Source organism: Streptomyces sp. NPDC029956 (assembly GCF_055574655.1).
Genome location: NZ_JBVHZJ010000006.1, coordinates 115,640 through 132,041, shown reverse-complemented (window position 1 = coordinate 132,041; position 16,402 = coordinate 115,640). Strand labels below are relative to the sequence as shown.

17 protein-coding genes, 1 tRNA gene, 1 pseudogene and 1 riboswitch are annotated in these 16,402 nt (G+C 69.7%); of the genes and pseudogenes, 7 read left to right on the top strand and 12 right to left on the bottom strand.

Annotated elements, in window-relative coordinates:
* Nucleotides 1-78: 78 nt before the first annotated feature.
* The 4 genes from ACZ4XX_RS06775 to ACZ4XX_RS06760 all read right to left on the bottom strand — a co-directional run bounded on the left by ACZ4XX_RS06775 (nucleotide 79) and on the right by ACZ4XX_RS06760 (nucleotide 4,069).
* Nucleotides 79-1,347, bottom strand: a complete 1,269-nt coding sequence (locus ACZ4XX_RS06775; protein WP_468506859.1) for a DUF445 domain-containing protein — start codon at nucleotides 1,345-1,347, stop codon at nucleotides 79-81.
* 12 nt (nucleotides 1,348-1,359) lie between these two features.
* The gene (locus tag ACZ4XX_RS06770; protein ID WP_468506858.1) at nucleotides 1,360-2,382 is read right to left on the bottom strand and encodes an ABC transporter ATP-binding protein; all 1,023 of its coding nucleotides are present in this window, start codon (nucleotides 2,380-2,382) and stop codon (nucleotides 1,360-1,362) included.
* Nucleotides 2,383-2,403: 21 nt separating this feature from the next.
* Nucleotides 2,404-3,180, bottom strand: coding sequence for an ABC transporter permease (locus ACZ4XX_RS06765; RefSeq protein ID WP_468506947.1), 777 nt, complete (start codon nucleotides 3,178-3,180; stop codon nucleotides 2,404-2,406).
* Nucleotides 3,181-3,268: 88 nt separating this feature from the next.
* Nucleotides 3,269-4,069: an ABC transporter permease gene (locus tag ACZ4XX_RS06760; RefSeq protein ID WP_468506946.1), complete on the bottom strand. Its 801-nt coding sequence runs from the start codon at nucleotides 4,067-4,069 to the stop codon at nucleotides 3,269-3,271.
* A 151-nt stretch (nucleotides 4,070-4,220) separates the two neighbouring features.
* On the opposite strand from ACZ4XX_RS06760, the gene ACZ4XX_RS06755 reads away from it, so the two are divergent.
* Nucleotides 4,221-6,494: a transglycosylase domain-containing protein gene (locus tag ACZ4XX_RS06755; protein ID WP_468506857.1), complete on the top strand. Its 2,274-nt coding sequence runs from the start codon at nucleotides 4,221-4,223 to the stop codon at nucleotides 6,492-6,494.
* Here ACZ4XX_RS06755 and ACZ4XX_RS06750 read toward each other — a convergent pair.
* The 3 genes from ACZ4XX_RS06750 to ACZ4XX_RS06740 all read right to left on the bottom strand — a co-directional run bounded on the left by ACZ4XX_RS06750 (nucleotide 6,488) and on the right by ACZ4XX_RS06740 (nucleotide 7,666).
* Nucleotides 6,488-6,808, bottom strand: a complete 321-nt coding sequence (locus ACZ4XX_RS06750) for a DMT family transporter (protein WP_093800677.1) — start codon at nucleotides 6,806-6,808, stop codon at nucleotides 6,488-6,490. The two genes, ACZ4XX_RS06755 and ACZ4XX_RS06750, sit on opposite strands and share 7 nt — an antisense overlap.
* A 33-nt stretch (nucleotides 6,809-6,841) precedes the next feature.
* A riboswitch (guanidine-III (ykkC-III) riboswitch) is annotated at nucleotides 6,842-6,911 on the bottom strand.
* Between the two features lie 49 nt (nucleotides 6,912-6,960).
* Entirely contained in the window at nucleotides 6,961-7,299 is a 339-nt protein-coding gene (locus ACZ4XX_RS06745) for a GroES family chaperonin (RefSeq protein WP_468506856.1), read from the bottom strand.
* Between the two features lie 46 nt (nucleotides 7,300-7,345).
* Complete coding sequence (locus ACZ4XX_RS06740; protein WP_266966323.1) at nucleotides 7,346-7,666, bottom strand: DUF3618 domain-containing protein; 321 nt, start codon at nucleotides 7,664-7,666, stop codon at nucleotides 7,346-7,348.
* Nucleotides 7,667-7,818: 152 nt separating this feature from the next.
* Between ACZ4XX_RS06740 and bcp the strand changes: the two genes are divergently transcribed.
* The 4 genes and pseudogenes from bcp (at nucleotide 7,819) to ACZ4XX_RS06720 (ending at nucleotide 10,181) form a co-directional block, all read left to right on the top strand.
* Entirely contained in the window at nucleotides 7,819-8,292 is a 474-nt protein-coding gene (gene bcp / locus ACZ4XX_RS06735; RefSeq protein ID WP_030324905.1) for a thioredoxin-dependent thiol peroxidase, read from the top strand.
* A gap of 131 nt (nucleotides 8,293-8,423) precedes the next feature.
* Nucleotides 8,424-9,923, top strand: a complete 1,500-nt coding sequence (gene proP / locus ACZ4XX_RS06730) for a glycine betaine/L-proline transporter ProP (RefSeq protein WP_468506855.1) — start codon at nucleotides 8,424-8,426, stop codon at nucleotides 9,921-9,923.
* Between the two features lie 63 nt (nucleotides 9,924-9,986).
* A pseudogene (locus ACZ4XX_RS06725) lies at nucleotides 9,987-10,082 on the top strand (zinc finger domain-containing protein); the annotation flags it as partial.
* Nucleotides 10,083-10,105: 23 nt separating this feature from the next.
* Nucleotides 10,106-10,181, top strand: a tRNA-Leu gene (locus ACZ4XX_RS06720).
* A 54-nt stretch (nucleotides 10,182-10,235) separates the two neighbouring features.
* Here the strand turns inward: ACZ4XX_RS06720 and rdgB are convergent.
* The 4 genes from rdgB to ACZ4XX_RS06700 all read right to left on the bottom strand — a co-directional run bounded on the left by rdgB (nucleotide 10,236) and on the right by ACZ4XX_RS06700 (nucleotide 12,498).
* Nucleotides 10,236-10,838, bottom strand: a complete 603-nt coding sequence (rdgB, locus tag ACZ4XX_RS06715; RefSeq protein ID WP_468506854.1) for an RdgB/HAM1 family non-canonical purine NTP pyrophosphatase — start codon at nucleotides 10,836-10,838, stop codon at nucleotides 10,236-10,238.
* Nucleotides 10,839-10,846: 8 nt separating this feature from the next.
* Nucleotides 10,847-11,227, bottom strand: coding sequence for a hypothetical protein (locus ACZ4XX_RS06710; protein WP_468506853.1), 381 nt, complete (start codon nucleotides 11,225-11,227; stop codon nucleotides 10,847-10,849).
* Nucleotides 11,228-11,315: 88 nt separating this feature from the next.
* Nucleotides 11,316-12,047 (bottom strand): ribonuclease PH, encoded by a 732-nt coding sequence (gene rph / locus ACZ4XX_RS06705; RefSeq protein WP_015033860.1) that lies wholly within the window; start codon nucleotides 12,045-12,047, stop codon nucleotides 11,316-11,318.
* 178 nt (nucleotides 12,048-12,225) lie between these two features.
* Nucleotides 12,226-12,498, bottom strand: coding sequence for a PTS sugar transporter subunit IIB (locus ACZ4XX_RS06700; protein WP_073914414.1), 273 nt, complete (start codon nucleotides 12,496-12,498; stop codon nucleotides 12,226-12,228).
* A gap of 197 nt (nucleotides 12,499-12,695) precedes the next feature.
* Between ACZ4XX_RS06700 and ACZ4XX_RS06695 the strand changes: the two genes are divergently transcribed.
* Together ACZ4XX_RS06695 and ACZ4XX_RS06690 are read left to right on the top strand one after the other, a co-directional pair.
* The gene (locus tag ACZ4XX_RS06695; protein WP_468506852.1) at nucleotides 12,696-13,994 is read left to right on the top strand and encodes a PTS transporter subunit EIIC; all 1,299 of its coding nucleotides are present in this window, start codon (nucleotides 12,696-12,698) and stop codon (nucleotides 13,992-13,994) included.
* A 287-nt stretch (nucleotides 13,995-14,281) separates the two neighbouring features.
* Nucleotides 14,282-15,547, top strand: a complete 1,266-nt coding sequence (locus ACZ4XX_RS06690) for a PTS transporter subunit EIIC (protein WP_468506851.1) — start codon at nucleotides 14,282-14,284, stop codon at nucleotides 15,545-15,547.
* A gap of 100 nt (nucleotides 15,548-15,647) precedes the next feature.
* Here the strand turns inward: ACZ4XX_RS06690 and ACZ4XX_RS06685 are convergent, their stop codons facing one another.
* Complete coding sequence (locus ACZ4XX_RS06685) at nucleotides 15,648-16,400, bottom strand: MBL fold metallo-hydrolase (protein WP_468506850.1); 753 nt, start codon at nucleotides 16,398-16,400, stop codon at nucleotides 15,648-15,650.
* Nucleotides 16,401-16,402: the final 2 nt, after the last annotated feature.

Genomic DNA, 16,402 nt, shown 5'->3' with positions numbered 1-16,402 from the left:
TCGGGAGCGGCCGCCGGAGCCGACCCCTCGCCGGGGGTGGCCGGCGGCCGCGAGCAGGGTTGCGCCGGGTCGGCTCCCTCAGCCGCCCACCCCATGGCTCACCGTGTAGATCAGCAGCCCCGCCAGTGCGCCCACCACCGTGCCGTTGATGCGGATGAACTGGAGGTCGCGGCCGATGTTCGCCTCGATCTTCTTCGACGTCTGGGTGGCGTCCCAGCCCGCGACCGTGTCCGTGATCAGGGACGTGATCTCGTGCCGGTACGTCGTGACCACGTAGGCCGCCGCGTCCTCCGCCCAGCCCTCCACCTTCTTCTGGAGGCGGGTGTCCGTCGACAGGCGGTTGCCCAGGGAGATCAGGGAGGCGCGGGCGCGGAGCCGGAGTTGGCTCCGGTCGTCCTCCGCCGCCGCGATGATCAGGTTGCGGACCGAGGACCAGGCCGAGGCGATGATGTCCTGGACCTCGGGGCGGGCCAGGAGGTCCGACTTCAGGCGTTCCACACGGGCCCGGGTGTCCGTGTCCGCCTGGAGGTCGGCCGCGAAGTCGCTCAGGAAACGGTCGATCGCGCCGCGCGCCGGGTGGCCCGGCATGTCCCGCATCTCCGTGACGAAGCGGAGGAGCTCCTTGTAGACGCGTTCGCCGATGCGCCTGTCCACGAAGCGGGGCGTCCAGCCAGGGGCGCCGCCCTGGACGGCGTCCATCACCGACTCGCCGTGGGTGACCAGCCAGTCGTGAGCCCTGGTGCACACGAGGTCCACGGCCCGGCGGTGCGCCCCGTCCGCGACGATCTTCTCCAGCGTCTTGCCCAGGCCCGGCGCGATCTCCGCCGCCTCCGCCCGCCGGGTGATCGCCTCCCCCACGACCGCCTGCACGTCGGAGTCGCGCAGGACGGTGAGCGCGCCCCTGAGGGCGGTGGACGCCTCCGCCGTCACCCGGTCCGCGTGCGCCGGGTCCGCCAGCCAGTCGCCCAGCCTGCGCCCGACGGAGAGCGCGGCCAGCCTGCCGCGTACGACGTCGGCCGACAGGAAGTTCTCGCCGACGAACTGGCCCAGTGACGCTCCCAGCTGGTCCTTCTTCGTCGGGATGATCGCCGTGTGCGGGATCGGCAGGCCCAGGGGGCGCCTGAAGAGGGCCGTCACCGCGAACCAGTCCGCCAGCGCGCCGACCATGCCGGCCTCCGCCGCCGCCGCGACATAGCCCGTCCAGGCCCCCCAGCCCGCGTTCTCCGCCCAGGTCGCCAGGGCGTAGATCACCGCCACGACGAGGAGCAGCGCCGTCGCCAGCGACTTCATGCGGCGGACGCCTCTGCTCTTCTCCTCGTCCGCCGCCGTGTACGAAAAACTCACCATGGGCCCGACCTCCTACATCAGGGACTCCCGGCGCTCTTCCCGAGTTCCCCCGTACATCTTCGCGATCACCGTCTCGATGTCCGGCTCCCGCACCGAGAGGTCCAGGAGGGGATACGTCGCGGCCACCGCAGCCACCAGGGGGGCCGCCGATGCGGTGGCCGGGAAGGCGAGCCACTGACGGGGGCCCTCCGACCGTACGAAGCGGGCGCCGGGGACGTCGATGGGCGGCAGTTCCCGCTCCAGGTCCACCACCAGGAGCCGCTCGCTCTCGCCCACCGCGTGCAGGCCCGACAGTTCCCCGTCGTACATCAGGCGCCCGTGGTCGATCACCATCACCCGCGAGCACAGCTGCTCGATGTCCGTGAGGTCGTGGGTGGTCAGGAGGACCGTCGTGCCCTGGGCGGTGTTCAGGTGGCGCAGGAACTCCCGCACCCTCGCCTTCGACACCACGTCCAGGCCGATCGTCGGCTCGTCCAGGTACAGGACCTCCGGGTCGTGCAGCAGCGCCGCCGCGATGTCCCCGCGCATCCGCTGGCCCAGCGACAGCTGCCGTACCGGCACGTCGAGGAGTTCCCCCAGTTCCAGGAGCTCCACGCACCGGTCCAGGTTCTCCCGGAAGCGGGCGTCGGGGATGCGGTACATCCGGTGCATCAGCCGGTACGAGTCCTTCAGCGGCAGGTCCCACCAGAGCGTCGTCCGCTGGCCGAAGACCACCCCGATCCGTTGGGCCAGTCGGGTGCGCTCGCGCGCCGGGTCGATGCCCGCGACCCTCAGCCGGCCGCCGCTGGGGGTCAGGATGCCCGTCAGCATCTTGATCGTCGTCGACTTCCCCGCGCCGTTCGGGCCGATGTAGCCGACCATCTCCCCGCGTTCGACCGCGAAGCTGATGCCGTCGACCGCCCTGACCTCCTTCTTCTCACGGCGGAGGAGGCCCGCCTTTCTGCGGACCGTGAAGACCTTCTCCAGGTTCTCCAGTTCGATGAACGGATCCGTCGTCGCGCGCGTCGCCGCGTCCGTCGCCGCCGTCTGCCCCACCGTCTGTCCCACCTTCCGCCCTCAGCTTCCCGTCGATCGGTACGCGCGGACCCCGGCCCGCCACGCCAGCCCCGCCACCCCGCAGCACACCGCCGCCACCAGCGGCGACGCGAACGCCGTCCACTCCGGCACCCCCGCCGGGGCCGGCCGGTCCAGCACGTACAGCGCCGGCAGCCAGTTCACGAACGCCAGCGGTACGACGTACACCACACCGCGCACCAGGTCCTGCGCGAAGATCGTCGGCGGGTACTGGAGGAGGGTGTTCCCGCCGTACGTGAACGAGTTCGTCACCTCCGCCGCGTCCTGCATCCAGAACAGCACCGACGCGCCGACGACCATCACCGCCCCGAAGATCACCGCCCCGCTCAGCACCGCCACGGGCAGCAGCAGCACCTTCAGCGGCGTCCACGCCACGTCCAGCAGGCACAGGCTCCAGATCAGGACCAGCAGGCCCTGCACGACCCGGCCGAACCGCTTCAGCGCGAACTTGTCCCCCGCGATCTGCGCGAGCAGCGGCGCCGGGCGCATCAGGAACGTGTCCAGCGAGCCGTCCCTGACCCGCGCGCCCATCCGCTGCAGCGAGCCCATCGCGAGGTCCGCGATCCCGAACGCCGTGCCCGCCGTCCCGTACAGCAGGGCGACTTCCGCGAAGGTGAAGCCGCCCAGGCCCTTCACCTGACCGAACATCAGCAGGATCGCGACGAAGTCGAAGAAGGTGACGCAGAAGTTCGTGAGGAGCGCGATCAGGAAGGACGCCCGGTACGCCATCGTCGAGCGGATCCACATCCCCGCGACCATCCGGTACGTCCGCCAGGCGTCGCCGAGGCCGCCGGGGGCGGGACCCGGGACGTACGCGTCGCCGGTCCGCACGCGCGTACGTGTCAGCTCAGCCACCCTGCACCACCACCTTCCGCGTCGCCGCCGCCTGCGCCGCCCGGCCGAGGGCCAGCAGCACCAGCGCCCAGCCGCCCTGGAAGGCGTACGCCCCCGCCAGGCCCCAGCCCTGGTACGTCCCGAGGTAGACATCGGCCGGCACCTGCAGCAGGGACGCCCACGGCAGTGCCCGCGCGACCTCGCCGAGCGCGCCCGGGAAGACGTTCAGCGGGAGCAGCATCCCCGAGAAGAACAGGCCGCCCAGCCAGGCCACCTGCACCATGCCCTGGCCGTCGAGCAGCCAGAACGCGCTCATCGCCACCACGTACCAGAGCGCGAAACCGACCGTCGAACCGAGCGCCACCGCCACCAGGAAGGCGAGCCACGAGCCCGGTCCGGCCGGCAGGGTGAAGCGGAAGGCCAGCCAGCCGACCGCCATCGGGGCGATCCCCCGGCCGAGCAGCTGGTAGCCGGACCTGCCCAGATTCGCCGAGAACCACCAGGTCTGGAGGTCGGCCGGGCGGTAGAGGTCGACCGCGATGTCGCCGGTCCTGATCCGTTCGATCAGCTCGTTCTCGAAGCCGCCGCCCATCATCCCGCAGACCGTGAGCAGCGCCTGCCCGATCCACACGTACGCGAGCGCGTCGTCCATCGAGTAGCCGCCGAGGTGCGGGCGCTCGTCCCAGAGGGCGATGTACGTGTACGACAGGACGAAGCCGAAGACGGTGTTGGTGAACACCCCCGCCGCCGTCGCCACCCGGTAGGTGGCGTGGCGCCGGAAGCCGCCCACGGCCACCGTCGCGTACAGCCGCAGCATGCGGCTTCTCCTCCCTGGTCCGTAACGCACCGAAAAACGCCGAAGCGCACGACCCTAGCGAAGGGCGGCAGCGCGCCGCGACCGGATTTCCCGTCACCTTCGGGTCGCGTTCAGGAGTTTCGTCCCCTAAGGGGCAATATGACTTGCCATGCCCCCTTCCTCCGGTACGAGCGACTCCGACGCCCCCCGGCCGGCCCGCCCCACGGGCTGGGAGCCGAGGGACCCCACCCTCTCCACTCCCCCACCGAGCACACCGAGCACACCGAGCACACCGCAGCGGCGTCCCCGCCGCCTCCTGCGCACCCTCTTCGGACTTCTGCTCCTCGGCACCCTGCTCCTCGCCGGCGCCTTCGCCGCCGGGTACCTGCTGGTGGAGATCCCACCCGCGAACTCCGCCGCCCTCGCCCAGTCCAACGTCTACCTCTACCGCGACGGCAGCACCCTCGCCCGCGACGGCGAGGTCAACCGCGAGAACGTCCGGCTCGACCGCGTCCCCCTCACCGTCCGGCAGGCCGTCCTCGCCGCCGAGGACCGTGACTTCCACACCTCACGCGCCGTCGACCCCAAGGCCATGGTCCGCGCCGCCTGGAACACCGTCACCGGCAAGGGCCGCCAGTCCGGTTCCACCATCACCCAGCAGTACGTCAAGAACTACTACCTGGGCCAGGAACAGACGCTCTCCCGCAAGGCGAAGGAGTTCTTCATCGCGATCAAGCTCGGCCGCGAGAAGAGCAAGGAGGACATCCTCCAGGGCTACCTGAACACCAGCTACTTCGGGCGCAACGCCTACGGCCTCCAGGCCGCCGCCCGCGCCTACTACGGCAAGGACGTCGAGGACCTCGACACCGCCGAGGGCGCGTACCTCGCCTCCGTGCTCAAGGCCCCCAGCGCCTACGACGTCACCACCCACCCCGAGAACCGCGCCAAGGCCGTCGCACGCTGGAACTACGTCCTCGACGGCATGGTCACCGAGGGCTGGCTCACCCGCGCCGACCGCGCCGCCGCCCGCTTCCCGACCCCCCAGACCGCCCGCCCCGCGACCGGCCTCTCCGGACAGCGCGGCTACCTCGTCCAGGCCGTCGAGGAGTACCTGACCGAGCACGGGGTCGTCGACGAGAAGACCCTCGCCGGCGGCGGCTTCCGCATCACCACCACCCTCGAACCCGCCAAGCAGGACGCACTCGTCCAGGCCGTCGAGGAGCACGTCACGTCCCGGCTCGACCCGGCGAGGACCCCCGCCGACCGGTACGTACGCGTCGGCGCCGCCGCCGTCGACCCGGCCACCGGCAAGGTCCTCGCCCTGTACGGCGGTGTCGACTACACGCAGCAGTACGTCAGCAACGCCACCCGGCGCGACTACCAGGTCGGCTCCACCTTCAAACCCTTCGTCTTCACCGCCGCCGTCCAGAGCGGAGCCCAGACCCAGCAGGGCGAACCGATCACCCCGTACACCGTGTACGACGGAAGCAACCGGCGCCCGGTCGAAGGCTGGGACGGCACCCCGTACGACCCCGCCAACGAGGACGACGAGAACTACGGCGAGATCCCCGTCGGCGCCGCGACCGACCTGTCGGTGAACGCCGTGTACGCCCAGATGGCCGTCGACGTCGGCCCCGGACACGTACGGCGCACCGCCGTCGCCCTCGGCCTGCCCGGCTCCACCCCCGACCTCACCGCCTCCCCCTCCATCGCGCTCGGCCCCGCCACGGCGAGCGTCCTGGACATGGCGACGGCGTACGCGACCCTCGCCGCCCACGGCCGCCACGGGTCCTACTCCCTCGTCGAGGGCCTCAGCAGGGACGGCCAGGGGATGGCCGTACCGACCCCGGAATCCCGGCAGGCGGTGAGCCGGGAGGCCGCCGACACCACGACCGCCATCCTGCGGAGCGTCGTCGAGACGGGTACCGGAACGGCCGCACAGGCCGCCGGACGCCCGGCCGCGGGCAAGACGGGCACGGCGGAGGACGACAAGGCCGCCTGGTTCGCCGGCTACACCCCGGAACTCGCCACGGTCGTCGCCCTGATGGGCCAGGACCCCGAATCCGGCCGACAGGAATCCCTGTACGGCGCGCTCGGACAGTCCCGGCTCAGCGGCGGCGGAGCGCCCGCCGAGATCTGGGCCCGGTTCACCCGCGAGGCACTGGCGGGAACGGCACCGCGGGACTTCGAACTCCAGCTGATGCCGGGGGCGGAGGAACTGCCGCCGGTCCCGCCGGCACCCGACACCCCTGATGCAGCCGCCGCCTCCGCAGCCCCCGACGCCTCCGGCGCTCCCGACACCTCGGCCGCCCCTGACGCCTCTGGTGCCCCTGAGGCCTCCGCCGCTCCTGAGGCCCCCGAGGAGTCGTACGAGCTGGGCGAGGCGGGCCCGGGAGCGGCGACACGCGGCCCCCGGCCGCCTCGCGGCACCCCCGGTCAGTGACCCGAGGTCGCCTTCAGACCCACGACGGCGACCAGCAGCAGACAGACGAAGAAGATCCGGGCGGCGGTCGCCGGCTCACCCAGCACCACCATGCCGAGCACCGCCGCACCGGCCGCACCGATACCCACCCACACGCCGTACGCCGTACCGATCGGCAGGGTCTTCGCCGCGTGCGAGAGCAGCACCATCGAGGCGACGATCCCGGCGCCGGTGAACACGCTGGGCCAGAGTCGCGTGAAACCGTCGGTGTACTTCATCCCGATCGACCAGCCGACTTCCAGCAGACCCGCGACGACAAGAAGAACCCAGGCCATGACGACAACACCTCCGCGAGACGGAACAACAGGGGTGCGTCGTCTTGTCGGAATCCCGGTACGGCGCGTCTCGTCGGGTGTCTCCAGGCTAGCAAAAAACGGCGGAAGGCCTTGGTGACCATGGTCACCAAGGCCTTCCGAGGCACAAAGGCTCAGAGATACAGCCCGGTCGAGTCCGTCGCCCCCTGGAAACGGTCCGCGGCCACCGCGTGCAGATCACGCTCCCGCATCAGGATGTACGCCACGCCCCGCACCTCGACCTCGGCACGGTCCTCGGGGTCGTACAGCACCCGGTCGCCGATCTCGACGGTCCGGACGTTCTGACCCACCGCGACCACCTCGGCCCAGGCGAGGCGACGGCCGACTGCGGCGGTCGCCGGAATCAGGATGCCGCCGCCGGAGCGCCGCTCCCCCTCCGGGGAGTCGGTGCGCACCAGAACGCGGTCGTGGAGCATCCGGATGGGCAGCTTGTCGTGCGTGTTCTCGCTCACGGGGTGAACCTACCCGCCCCGGTACGGCACCCGAGGCCGGGAGGGGTCATCCCCGGCCCTTGCGGGAGGAGGCGGCGAGCAGCCCGATGACCGCGACGGCGACGAGCGCCGCCGGCACCACACGCTCCAGTCGGGGAGCGCCGTCCTCATGGGTGAAACGTGCCTTCACGTCCGAGACGACCCGGTTGACGGCGACGAAGGCGCGTCCGGCGGTCTGGTCGACCGTCGAGGCGACCTTGGCCTTCGCGTCCCCGATGATCGTCTTCGGGTGCATCCGAATGCCGATCTCGTCGAGAGTGACGGCGAGCTGCTCGCGCCGGCGGACGATGTCCGCCTCGATCTGCGCAGGGGTCCTGGCCTCCGACACCGCGCTGCCTCCGTAGTCGTGATCCGGGTGGGTCGTGATCCGGTCGTTGATCGGTCCTTGTGGACAGTCTGTCAGCTCTGCCGCCGCCGGGCTGTCCCCGACCCCCATTAGGCTCTGAATGCGTACGCGAACCATCCCGAGGAGAGCCAGCCATGAGCGAGCGACTGCAGCCCGGCGACACCGCACCCGCCTTCACCCTGCCCGACGCGGACGGCAACGAGGTCTCCCTCGCGGACCACAAGGGCCGCAAGGTCATCGTCTACTTCTACCCCGCCGCCCTGACGCCCGGCTGCACCAAGCAGGCGTGCGACTTCACGGACAACCTCGACGTGCTCGCGGCGGCCGGCTACGACGTCATCGGCGTCTCGCCGGACAAGCCGGAGAAGCTGGCGAAGTTCCGCGAGAAGGAGAACCTGAAGGTCACCCTGGTCGGCGACCCGTCGAAGGAGATCCTCGAGGCCTACGGCGCCTTCGGCGAGAAGAAGCTGTACGGCAAGGTCGTCACGGGCGTGATCCGCTCGACGGTCGTCGTCGACGAGGACGGCAAGGTCGAGCACGCCTTCTACAACGTGAAGGCGACGGGCCACGTGGCCAAGATCCTCAGGGACCTCTCGATCGAGGCCTGAACCGCCGACGAGGCCCGAACCGCCGCCCCGGGAACGTGACGGACGTCCCAATCCGGGGCGACTCCCGTTTGTGAACGGCATGACCGTGCAGAAGGTCCTCTGGAGTTTTCCCGGAGAGAGGACGTACGGCCATGCCGGCCACAGACCGAGACGGCCCCGTCGCTGATCCCGAGGCCCAGAAGCGCCACCCGCAGCTGTTCAAGGCCGTCACCCGGCGACGGCAGCCGAGACTGCGGCGCACCGACATCACGGTCACCGACGAGGCGGCCGTCAAGCGGGCGGTGAAGGCGGCCTCGCTGGGCAATGCCATGGAGTGGTTCGACTTCGGCATCTACGCCTACCTCGCCGTCACCCTCGGCCATGTCTTCTTCCCGTCGGGCAACGACACCGTCCAGCTGCTGTCGTCCTTCGCGACCTTCGCGGTCGCCTTCCTGGTCCGCCCGCTCGGCGGCATGGTGTTCGGCCCGATGGGTGACCGACTGGGCCGTAAGAAGGTCCTCGCCCTGACGATGATCCTCATGGCCGTCGGTACCTTCGCGATCGGCCTGATCCCGTCGTACGCCTCCATCGGCTTCTGGGCACCGGCCCTCCTCGTCCTCTTCCGGATGCTCCAGGGCTTCTCCACCGGCGGCGAGTACGGCGGCGCCTCGACCTTCATCGCCGAATACGCGCCCGACCGCCGCCGGGGCTACTTCGGCAGCTTCCTGGAGTTCGGCACCCTCGCGGGCTACGTCGGCGCGGCAGGCCTCGTCACCGCGCTCACCACCTGGCTCGGCACCGACACCATGGAGGCATGGGGCTGGCGCGTGCCGTTCCTGGTGGCCGGACCGCTGGGCCTCGTCGGCCTCTACCTGCGGCTGCGGCTCGACGAGACGCCCGCCTTCCAGAAGCTGGAGAACGAGTCGGCGCGCGCCTCCGAGGCGGCGGACACCGTGGAGACCTCGACCAAGGGTGACCTGGCGAAGATCTTCCGGCAGCAGTGGCCCACGCTGATCCTGTGCATCGCACTGGTCGGCGCGTACAACATCACCGACTACATGCTGCTGTCGTACATGCCGACGTACCTCTCCGACGAACTCGGCTACAGCGAGACGCACGGCCTGCTGATCCTGCTCCTCGTGATGGTCCTGCTGATGCTGATCATCACTCAGGTCGGCCGCCTGAACGACCGCTTCGGACGCAAGCCGGTGCTGATGGCGGGCATGCTGGGCTTCCTCTTCCTGTCGCTTCCCGCCTTCCTGCTGATTCGCCAGGGCGGCGTCCCGGCGATCACGGCGGGCATGCTGATGCTCGGCCTGTCGCTGGTCTGCATGCTCGGCACGATGTCGGCGGCGCTCCCGGCGCTCTTCCCGACGGACGTCCGCTACGGCTCCCTCTCCGTGGGCTACAACCTGTCGGCGTCGCTGTTCGGCGGCACGACCCCGCTGGTGATCACGGCCCTCATCGGCGCGACCGGCAGCAATCTGATGCCCGCGTACTACGCGATGGGCGCGGCGCTCGTCGGAGTGGTCGCGGTCGCCTGCATGAAGGAGACGGCCCGGCAGCCCCTGGAAGGCTCCCCGCCGTCGGTGGAGACCCCGGAGGAAGCGGCGGAACTGGTGATGGCCCAGGCCCCGGAACCGAGGTTCTGACCCCGCCGCCCGCCGGAACGGCCCGCACCGAACGTCCCGGTGCGGGCCGTTCCGTTCGGCCGCATCAACGGCGACCGGAGTGACGACCGGCGCGAGAACCTGCGCCTGCCGTGCCCCAACTGCCATGCAACCGCCGACACCTGGTGTCGTGGAGGGTAGCGGTACAGTGAGCAGGATGGCCCGCGCCCGTACTCCAATGGAAGAGAGAATGGCTTTAGGTGCCATGTGTTGTCGGTTCGAATCCGACCGGGCGTACCAGTAGAAGGGGCCTGCTGCCTGGGAATCGAAGGCAGCAGGCCCTTCCGCTTGGGCTCAGCCCAGCAGCTCCCTCACCACCGGTACCAGCGCCCGGAACGCCTTGCCTCGGTGGCTGATCGCGTTCTTCTCCGCCGGGGTCAGTTCCGCGCAGGTCACCTCGTGGCCCTTCGGCTGGAGGATCGGGTCGTAGCCGAAGCCGTTCGTGCCCACGGGGGCGTGGCGGAGGGTGCCCGGCATCGTGCCTTCGACGACGCGCTCCGTGCCGTCGGGGAGGGCCAGGGCCGCGGCGCAGGCGAAGTGGGCGCCTCGGTGTTCGTCAGCGATGTCGGACAGCTGGGCCAGGAGGAGGTCGAGGTTGGCGCGGTCGTCGCCGTGGGTGCCGGACCAGCGGGCGGAGAAGATGCCGGGGGCGCCGTTGAGGACGTCGACGCAGAGTCCGGAGTCGTCGGCGACGGCGGGCAGGCCGGTGGCCTGGGCGAGGGCGTGGGCTTTGAGGAGGGCGTTCTCGGCGAAGGTGACGCCGGTTTCCTTGACGTCGGGGATCTCCGGGTACGCGTCCGCGCCGACGAGTTCCAGGTCGAGACCTGCGTCGGCGAGGATCGCGTGGAGTTCGGTGATCTTGCCCGCGTTGCGGGTGGCGAGGATCAGACGGGTCATGCCACCGATTATCCCGGGGTGCAGACCTTGCCGATCTCGGTGGCCGCGTCGGTGACGGGGGTGATGTCCGGTGTGGTGTCGCCGTTCTTGACGGCGGTGCGGACGGTGTCGACGCCCTTGGTGAGGTCGTCGACGGCCTTGGAGAGGTCGGCGTTGTCCGTGGTGTTCTTGAGGTTGCCCAGTTCCGTGGAGATGGAGTTGAGGGATTCTTCGATCTGGGTGGCGTCGTTCGAGGCGTTGGAGACCGCCTGCTGAAGGTTGCTCACCGAGGTGGCTATCGCGTCGGCGGTCTTGACGCAGTCCATTGCTTTGTCGAGGGCTCCGCAGCCGCTCAGGACGGTGGTGAGTGCGGCGGCCGCGGCCACGGCGAGTGCGAGACGGCGCTTCAAGGCGGGTCCTCCCCCAGGTACGTACGTGCGGACGGGCGGGCGCACGGGATCGTACCCGGGTGCCCGCCCGTCAGGACGCAGTGCGGGGTCAGAGGGTTCCTTCGAGTGCCTTGCGCTGGATCTCGGCGAGCTCGGCGCAGCCGCCGGACGCGAGGTCGAGGAGGGCGTTGAGCTCCTTGCGGTCGAAGGGCTCGGCCTCGGCGGTGCCCTGGACCTCGACGAAGCGGCCGTCGCCGGTGCAGACGACGTTCATGTCGGTGTCGGCGCGGACGTCCTCCTCGTAGCAGAGGTCGAGGAGGGGGACGCCGTCGACGATGCCGACGGAGACGGCGCCGACGGTGCCGGTGAGGGGCTTGCGGCCGGCCTTGACGAGCTTCTTGGTCTGGGCCCAGGCGACGGCGTCGGCGAGGGCGACGTAGGCGCCGGTGATGGCGGCGGTGCGGGTGCCGCCGTCGGCCTGGAGGACGTCGCAGTCGAGGACGATGGTGTTCTCGCCGAGCGCCTTGTAGTCGATGACGGCGCGCAGGGAGCGGCCGATGAGGCGGGAGATCTCGTGGGTGCGGCCGCCGATCTTGCCGCGGACGGATTCGCGGTCGCCGCGGGTGTTGGTGGCGCGCGGGAGCATGGAGTACTCGCCGGTGACCCAGCCTTCGCCGCTGCCCTTGCGCCAGCGCGGGACGCCTTCGGTGACGGAGGCGGTGCAGAAGACCTTGGTGTCGCCGAAGGAGATGAGGACGGAGCCCTCGGCGTGCTTGCTCCATCCGCGTTCGATGGTGACGGGGCGGAGCTGTTCGGGGGTACGGCCGTCGATACGAGACATGGGGCGAGCCTAGCCGCGTCGGGACCCGTCGGGGTGAAGGGTCCGTTCCGCCGGTGGCGGTGATGGCTGGTCATGGTCGGTGGCGGCGGTCACCCGGCGGCCGGCGGGCGGCGCGGCGGCGGGCATGACGAAGGGCCCGTTCCCCTGCCGGAACGGGCCCTTCAGCTGATGCGGCTGCTTACATCATGTCTTCGATGTCGGCGGCGATCGGGTCGGCGTCGGTGCCGATGACGACCTGGATCGCGGTGCCCATCTTGACGACGCCGTGGGCGCCTGCGGCCTTGAGGGCGGCCTCGTCGACCTTGGACGGGTCCACGACCTCGGTGCGCAGGCGGGTGATGCAGCCTTCGACCTCTTCGATGTTCTCGATGCCGCCGAGCCCGGCGACGATCTTCTCAGCCTTGCTGGCCATGTGTTTCTCCCTGTCCGTTCCGTTCGCGCGTACGCGAATCTCGGCGCACCTGTGGTCCGCTTTGTCACGGTAACCCACGGTTGGCCCAACTTCGCGAGCGAGTGCCGCCGTTCTGTCGAAAGATGACGATCACCGGCGGCCTGTCCTCAGTGGGCTCCGGGGAGCCTATCGCAACTGGTCTACACCAGTGTGCAACGAGACGCGGACCCGGGTCGTTCCGGGCAGGGAGGACGCCGATGAGTACCGACAGCGCTGCGGCGCAGCCGAAGAAGTCCGTGTGGGGCGGACTCTTCCAGGGGCTCCAGAAGATGGGCCGCAGCCTCCAGCTCCCCATCGCCGTCCTCCCGGCCGCGGGCATCATCAACCGGCTCGGGCAGCCGGACGTGTTCGGTGCGGAAGGTCTCGGCTGGGACAACGTCGCCAAGGTGATGGCGGGCGCGGGCGGTGCGCTTCTCGACGGGAGCCTCGGTCTGCCGCTGCTGTTCTGCATCGGTGTCGCGATCGGCATGGCGAAGAAGTCGGACGGCTCGACCGCGCTCGCGGCCGTGGTGGGCTTCCTCGTCTACTACACGGTGCTGCGCCAGTTCCCGAAGGACTGCCCGACGGGCACGAAGGACATCGGCGGCGGCTGCCTCGGTGTCGACGACTCCTTCGCCGGCTACACGTACCAGAACCCCGGTGTCTTCGGCGGCATCGTGATGGGCCTGCTCACCGCGTACCTGTGGCAGCGCTACCACCGGACGAAGCTGGTCGACTGGCTGGGCTTCTTCAACGGCCGCCGTCTCGTCCCGATCATCATGACGTTCGTGGCGATCGCCTTCGCCGCGATCTGTCTGTGGATCTGGCCGCCGATCGGCGACGCCCTGGAGAGCTTCAGCGACTGGCTGGTCGGGCTCGACGAGTGGGGTGCGGGCATCTTCGGCGTGGCGAACCGGGCGCTGCTCGTGATCGGTCTGCACCAGTTCCTGAACGTGCCCATCTGGTTCCAGTTCGGCACGTACGAGAAGCCGGACGGCACGGTGGTCCACGGTGACATCCCGATGTTCCTCGCGGGCGACCCGAACGCCGGCCAGTTCCTGACGGGCTTCTTCCCGATCATGATGTTCGCGCTGCCGGCGGCGGCGCTGGCGATCACCCACTGTGCGAAGCCGCATCGCCGCAAGGAGGTCGGCGGTCTGATGCTGTCGGTGGCGCTGACCTCGTTCGTCACCGGTATCACGGAGCCGCTGGAGTACTCGTTCCTCTTCATCGCGCCGCTGCTGTACGCGGTCCACGCGGTGCTGACGGGTGTGTCGATGGCGGTGACGTGGGCGCTCGGGGTGAAGGACGGCTTCAGCTTCTCGGCGGGACTGATCGACTACGTGATCAACTGGAACCTGGCGACGAAGCCGTGGCTGATCATTCCGATCGGCCTCGGGTTCGCGATCGTCTACTACGCGATCTTCCGGTTCGCGATCACCAAGTTCGACCTCCAGACCCCCGGCCGCGAGCCGGACGAGGTGGGGGACGAGATGGAGCGGGAGAACGTCAAGTAGCGCTGCGGTCACCCCGCAGAGCCTGACCGTTTCGAGGCTTTCGCCCCTCCCGTAAGACCCGCGCAAGGCCCCTGGACCTGACGGTCCGGGGGCCTTATGTCGTGCATTTCCAGCTATGGCTGAGCACACAAAATTCGCAGGTTCCTTATCTAAGTCTCACGTGCTACAACTGGTCTACACCACTCATTGGTGTAGACCACGCGGTCCAGACCACCGCGTTCCACGAGACGTCGCCGTCCCCCTTTTCACTGTCCTCTGGCGGCGCCTTGCCTTACTGGAGGAAGTTGATGAGTACGGCCACCGCCCAGGCCGCCGCTCCCGCGAAGAAGCGCGGATCCGGCCTGTTCCAGGGCCTGCAGAAGGTCGGTCGCAGCCTGCAGCTGCCGATCGCCGTTCTGCCGGCCGCGGGTATCTTGCTCCGTCTCGGCCAGCCCGACGTGTTCGGCGCCGAAGGCCTCGGCTGGGGCAAGGTCGCCACGGTCTTCGCCTCCGCCGGAGACGCGGTCTTCGCCAACATGCCGCTGCTGTTCTGCGTCGGCATCGCGATCGGCTTCGCCAAGAAGGCCGACGGCTCCACCGCCCTCGCCGCCCTCGTCGGCTTCCTCGTCTACTCGAGCGTCCTGAAGGCCTTCCCGGTCTCCGAGGCCGTGGTCAACACGACCGCGAACAAGGGTGTCGACGTCGCTGCGACGTACAACGACCCCAAGGTCTTCGGCGGCATCATCATGGGTCTCCTCGGCGCCATCGTCTGGCAGCGGTTCCACCGCACCAAGCTGGTCGACTGGCTCGGCTTCTTCAACGGCCGCCGCCTCGTCCCGATCCTCATGGCCTTCGTCGGCACCATCATGGGTGTGCTCTTCGGTCTCCTCTGGGAGCCCGTCGGCAACGTCATCACCGACTTCGGCAACTGGATGACCAGCCTCGGCGCCCTCGGCTCCGGCATCTTCGGCGCGATCAACCGCGGTCTGCTCCCGGTCGGCATGCACCAGTTCGTGAACACCGTGGCCTGGCAGGAGATCGGCACCTTCACCGACTCCACCGGCGCCGCCTGGCACGGCGACCTGCCCCGCTTCTTCCACGGCGACCCGTCCGCCGGCCAGTTCATGTCCGGCTTCTTCCCGATCATGATGTTCGCGCTCCCGGCCGTCGCCCTCGCGATCACCCACACGGCCCGCCCCGAGCGCCGCAAGGTCGTCGGCGGCATGATGTTCTCGCTCGCCCTGACCTCGTTCGTCACGGGCATCACCGAGCCCATCGAGTTCGCGTTCATGTTCCTGGCGCCGCTGCTGTACGTGATCCACGCGGTGCTCACGGCCGCCTCGATGGTCATCACCTCGGCCCTCGGCGTCCACCACGGCTTCACCTTCTCCGCCGGCGCGCTGGACTACTTCCTCAACTGGACGTACGCCACCAAGCCGTGGCTGATCATCCCGATCGGTCTGGCCTTCGCGGCGATCTACTACGTGGTCTTCCGCTTCGCGATCACCAAGTTCAACATCATGACCCCGGGCCGCGAGCCCGAGGAGGAGATCGAGGACCTCACCAAGGCGTGAGCCTCACCCCGCAGCACGGAAGGGCCCCGGAACCCCCAGGTTCCGGGGCCCTTCCCGTTGTCGCGCCGTCCCCTTCACGTCACGGGGAAGGGGACGGCGCTCAGACCTCGTAGACCGCGCCCGGTCGTGCCAGCTCGGACGGGCCCGAGTAGACCTGGCGGGCGTCCGCCAGGTTCTGCTCGCCGTCCGTCCACGGCGGGATGTGGGTCAGGACGAGCCGGCCCACCGACGAGCGGGTCGCCTCGGCGCCCGCCTCGCGGCCGTTGAGGTGGAGGGCCGGGATGTCCTCCTTGCCGTGGGTGAAGGAGGCCTCGCAGAGGAAGAGGTCGGTGCCCTCGGCGAGCTTGTGCAGCGACTCGCAGACCCCGGTGTCCCCGGAGTACGTCAGCGAGCGGCCGCCGTGCTCGACCCGGATGCCGTACGCCTCGACCGGATGGCACACCTTCTCCGTACGGACGGAGAACGGACCGATCTCGAACGCCTCCGACTTCAGGGTGCGGAAGTCGAAGACCTCGCTCATCGAGCTGGGCGAGGGGGTGTCCGCGTACGCCGTGGTCAGGCGCTGCTCGGCGCCCTCCGGGGCGTAGACGGGGATCGCGTCGCAGCGTCCCCCCTCGTGCCGGTAGTAGCGGGCGACGAAGTACCCGCACATGTCGATGCAGTGGTCCGCGTGCAGATGGCTGAGGAAGATCGCGTCGAGGTCGTACAGACCGATGTGTCGCTGCAGCTCGCCCAGGGCGCCGTTGCCCATGTCGAGGAGCAACCGGAAGCCGTCGGCCTCGACGAGGTAGCTCGAACAGGCCGAATCCGCGGACGGGAACGACCCGGAGCAGCCGACGACGGTGAGCTTCATGG

What these genes read in the sequence shown, in the direction of transcription:
- ACZ4XX_RS06775 (WP_468506859.1), bottom strand. Translation starts at nt 1,347, where the DNA reads ATGGTGAGTTTTTCGTACACGGCGGCGGACGAGGAGAAGAGCAGAGGC.
- ACZ4XX_RS06765 (WP_468506947.1), bottom strand. Translation starts at nt 3,180, where the DNA reads ATGGTCGCGGGGATGTGGATCCGCTCGACGATGGCGTACCGGGCGTCC.
- ACZ4XX_RS06755 (WP_468506857.1), top strand. Translation starts at nt 4,221, where the DNA reads ATGCCCCCTTCCTCCGGTACGAGCGACTCCGACGCCCCCCGGCCGGCC.
- ACZ4XX_RS06750 (WP_093800677.1), bottom strand. Translation starts at nt 6,808, where the DNA reads ATGGCCTGGGTTCTTCTTGTCGTCGCGGGTCTGCTGGAAGTCGGCTGG.
- bcp (WP_030324905.1), top strand. Translation starts at nt 7,819, where the DNA reads ATGAGCGAGCGACTGCAGCCCGGCGACACCGCACCCGCCTTCACCCTG.
- proP (WP_468506855.1), top strand. Translation starts at nt 8,424, where the DNA reads ATGCCGGCCACAGACCGAGACGGCCCCGTCGCTGATCCCGAGGCCCAG.
- rdgB (WP_468506854.1), bottom strand. Translation starts at nt 10,838, where the DNA reads ATGACCCGTCTGATCCTCGCCACCCGCAACGCGGGCAAGATCACCGAA.
- rph (WP_015033860.1), bottom strand. Translation starts at nt 12,047, where the DNA reads ATGTCTCGTATCGACGGCCGTACCCCCGAACAGCTCCGCCCCGTCACC.
- ACZ4XX_RS06695 (WP_468506852.1), top strand. Translation starts at nt 12,696, where the DNA reads ATGAGTACCGACAGCGCTGCGGCGCAGCCGAAGAAGTCCGTGTGGGGC.
- ACZ4XX_RS06690 (WP_468506851.1), top strand. Translation starts at nt 14,282, where the DNA reads ATGAGTACGGCCACCGCCCAGGCCGCCGCTCCCGCGAAGAAGCGCGGA.
- ACZ4XX_RS06685 (WP_468506850.1), bottom strand. Translation starts at nt 16,400, where the DNA reads ATGAAGCTCACCGTCGTCGGCTGCTCCGGGTCGTTCCCGTCCGCGGAT.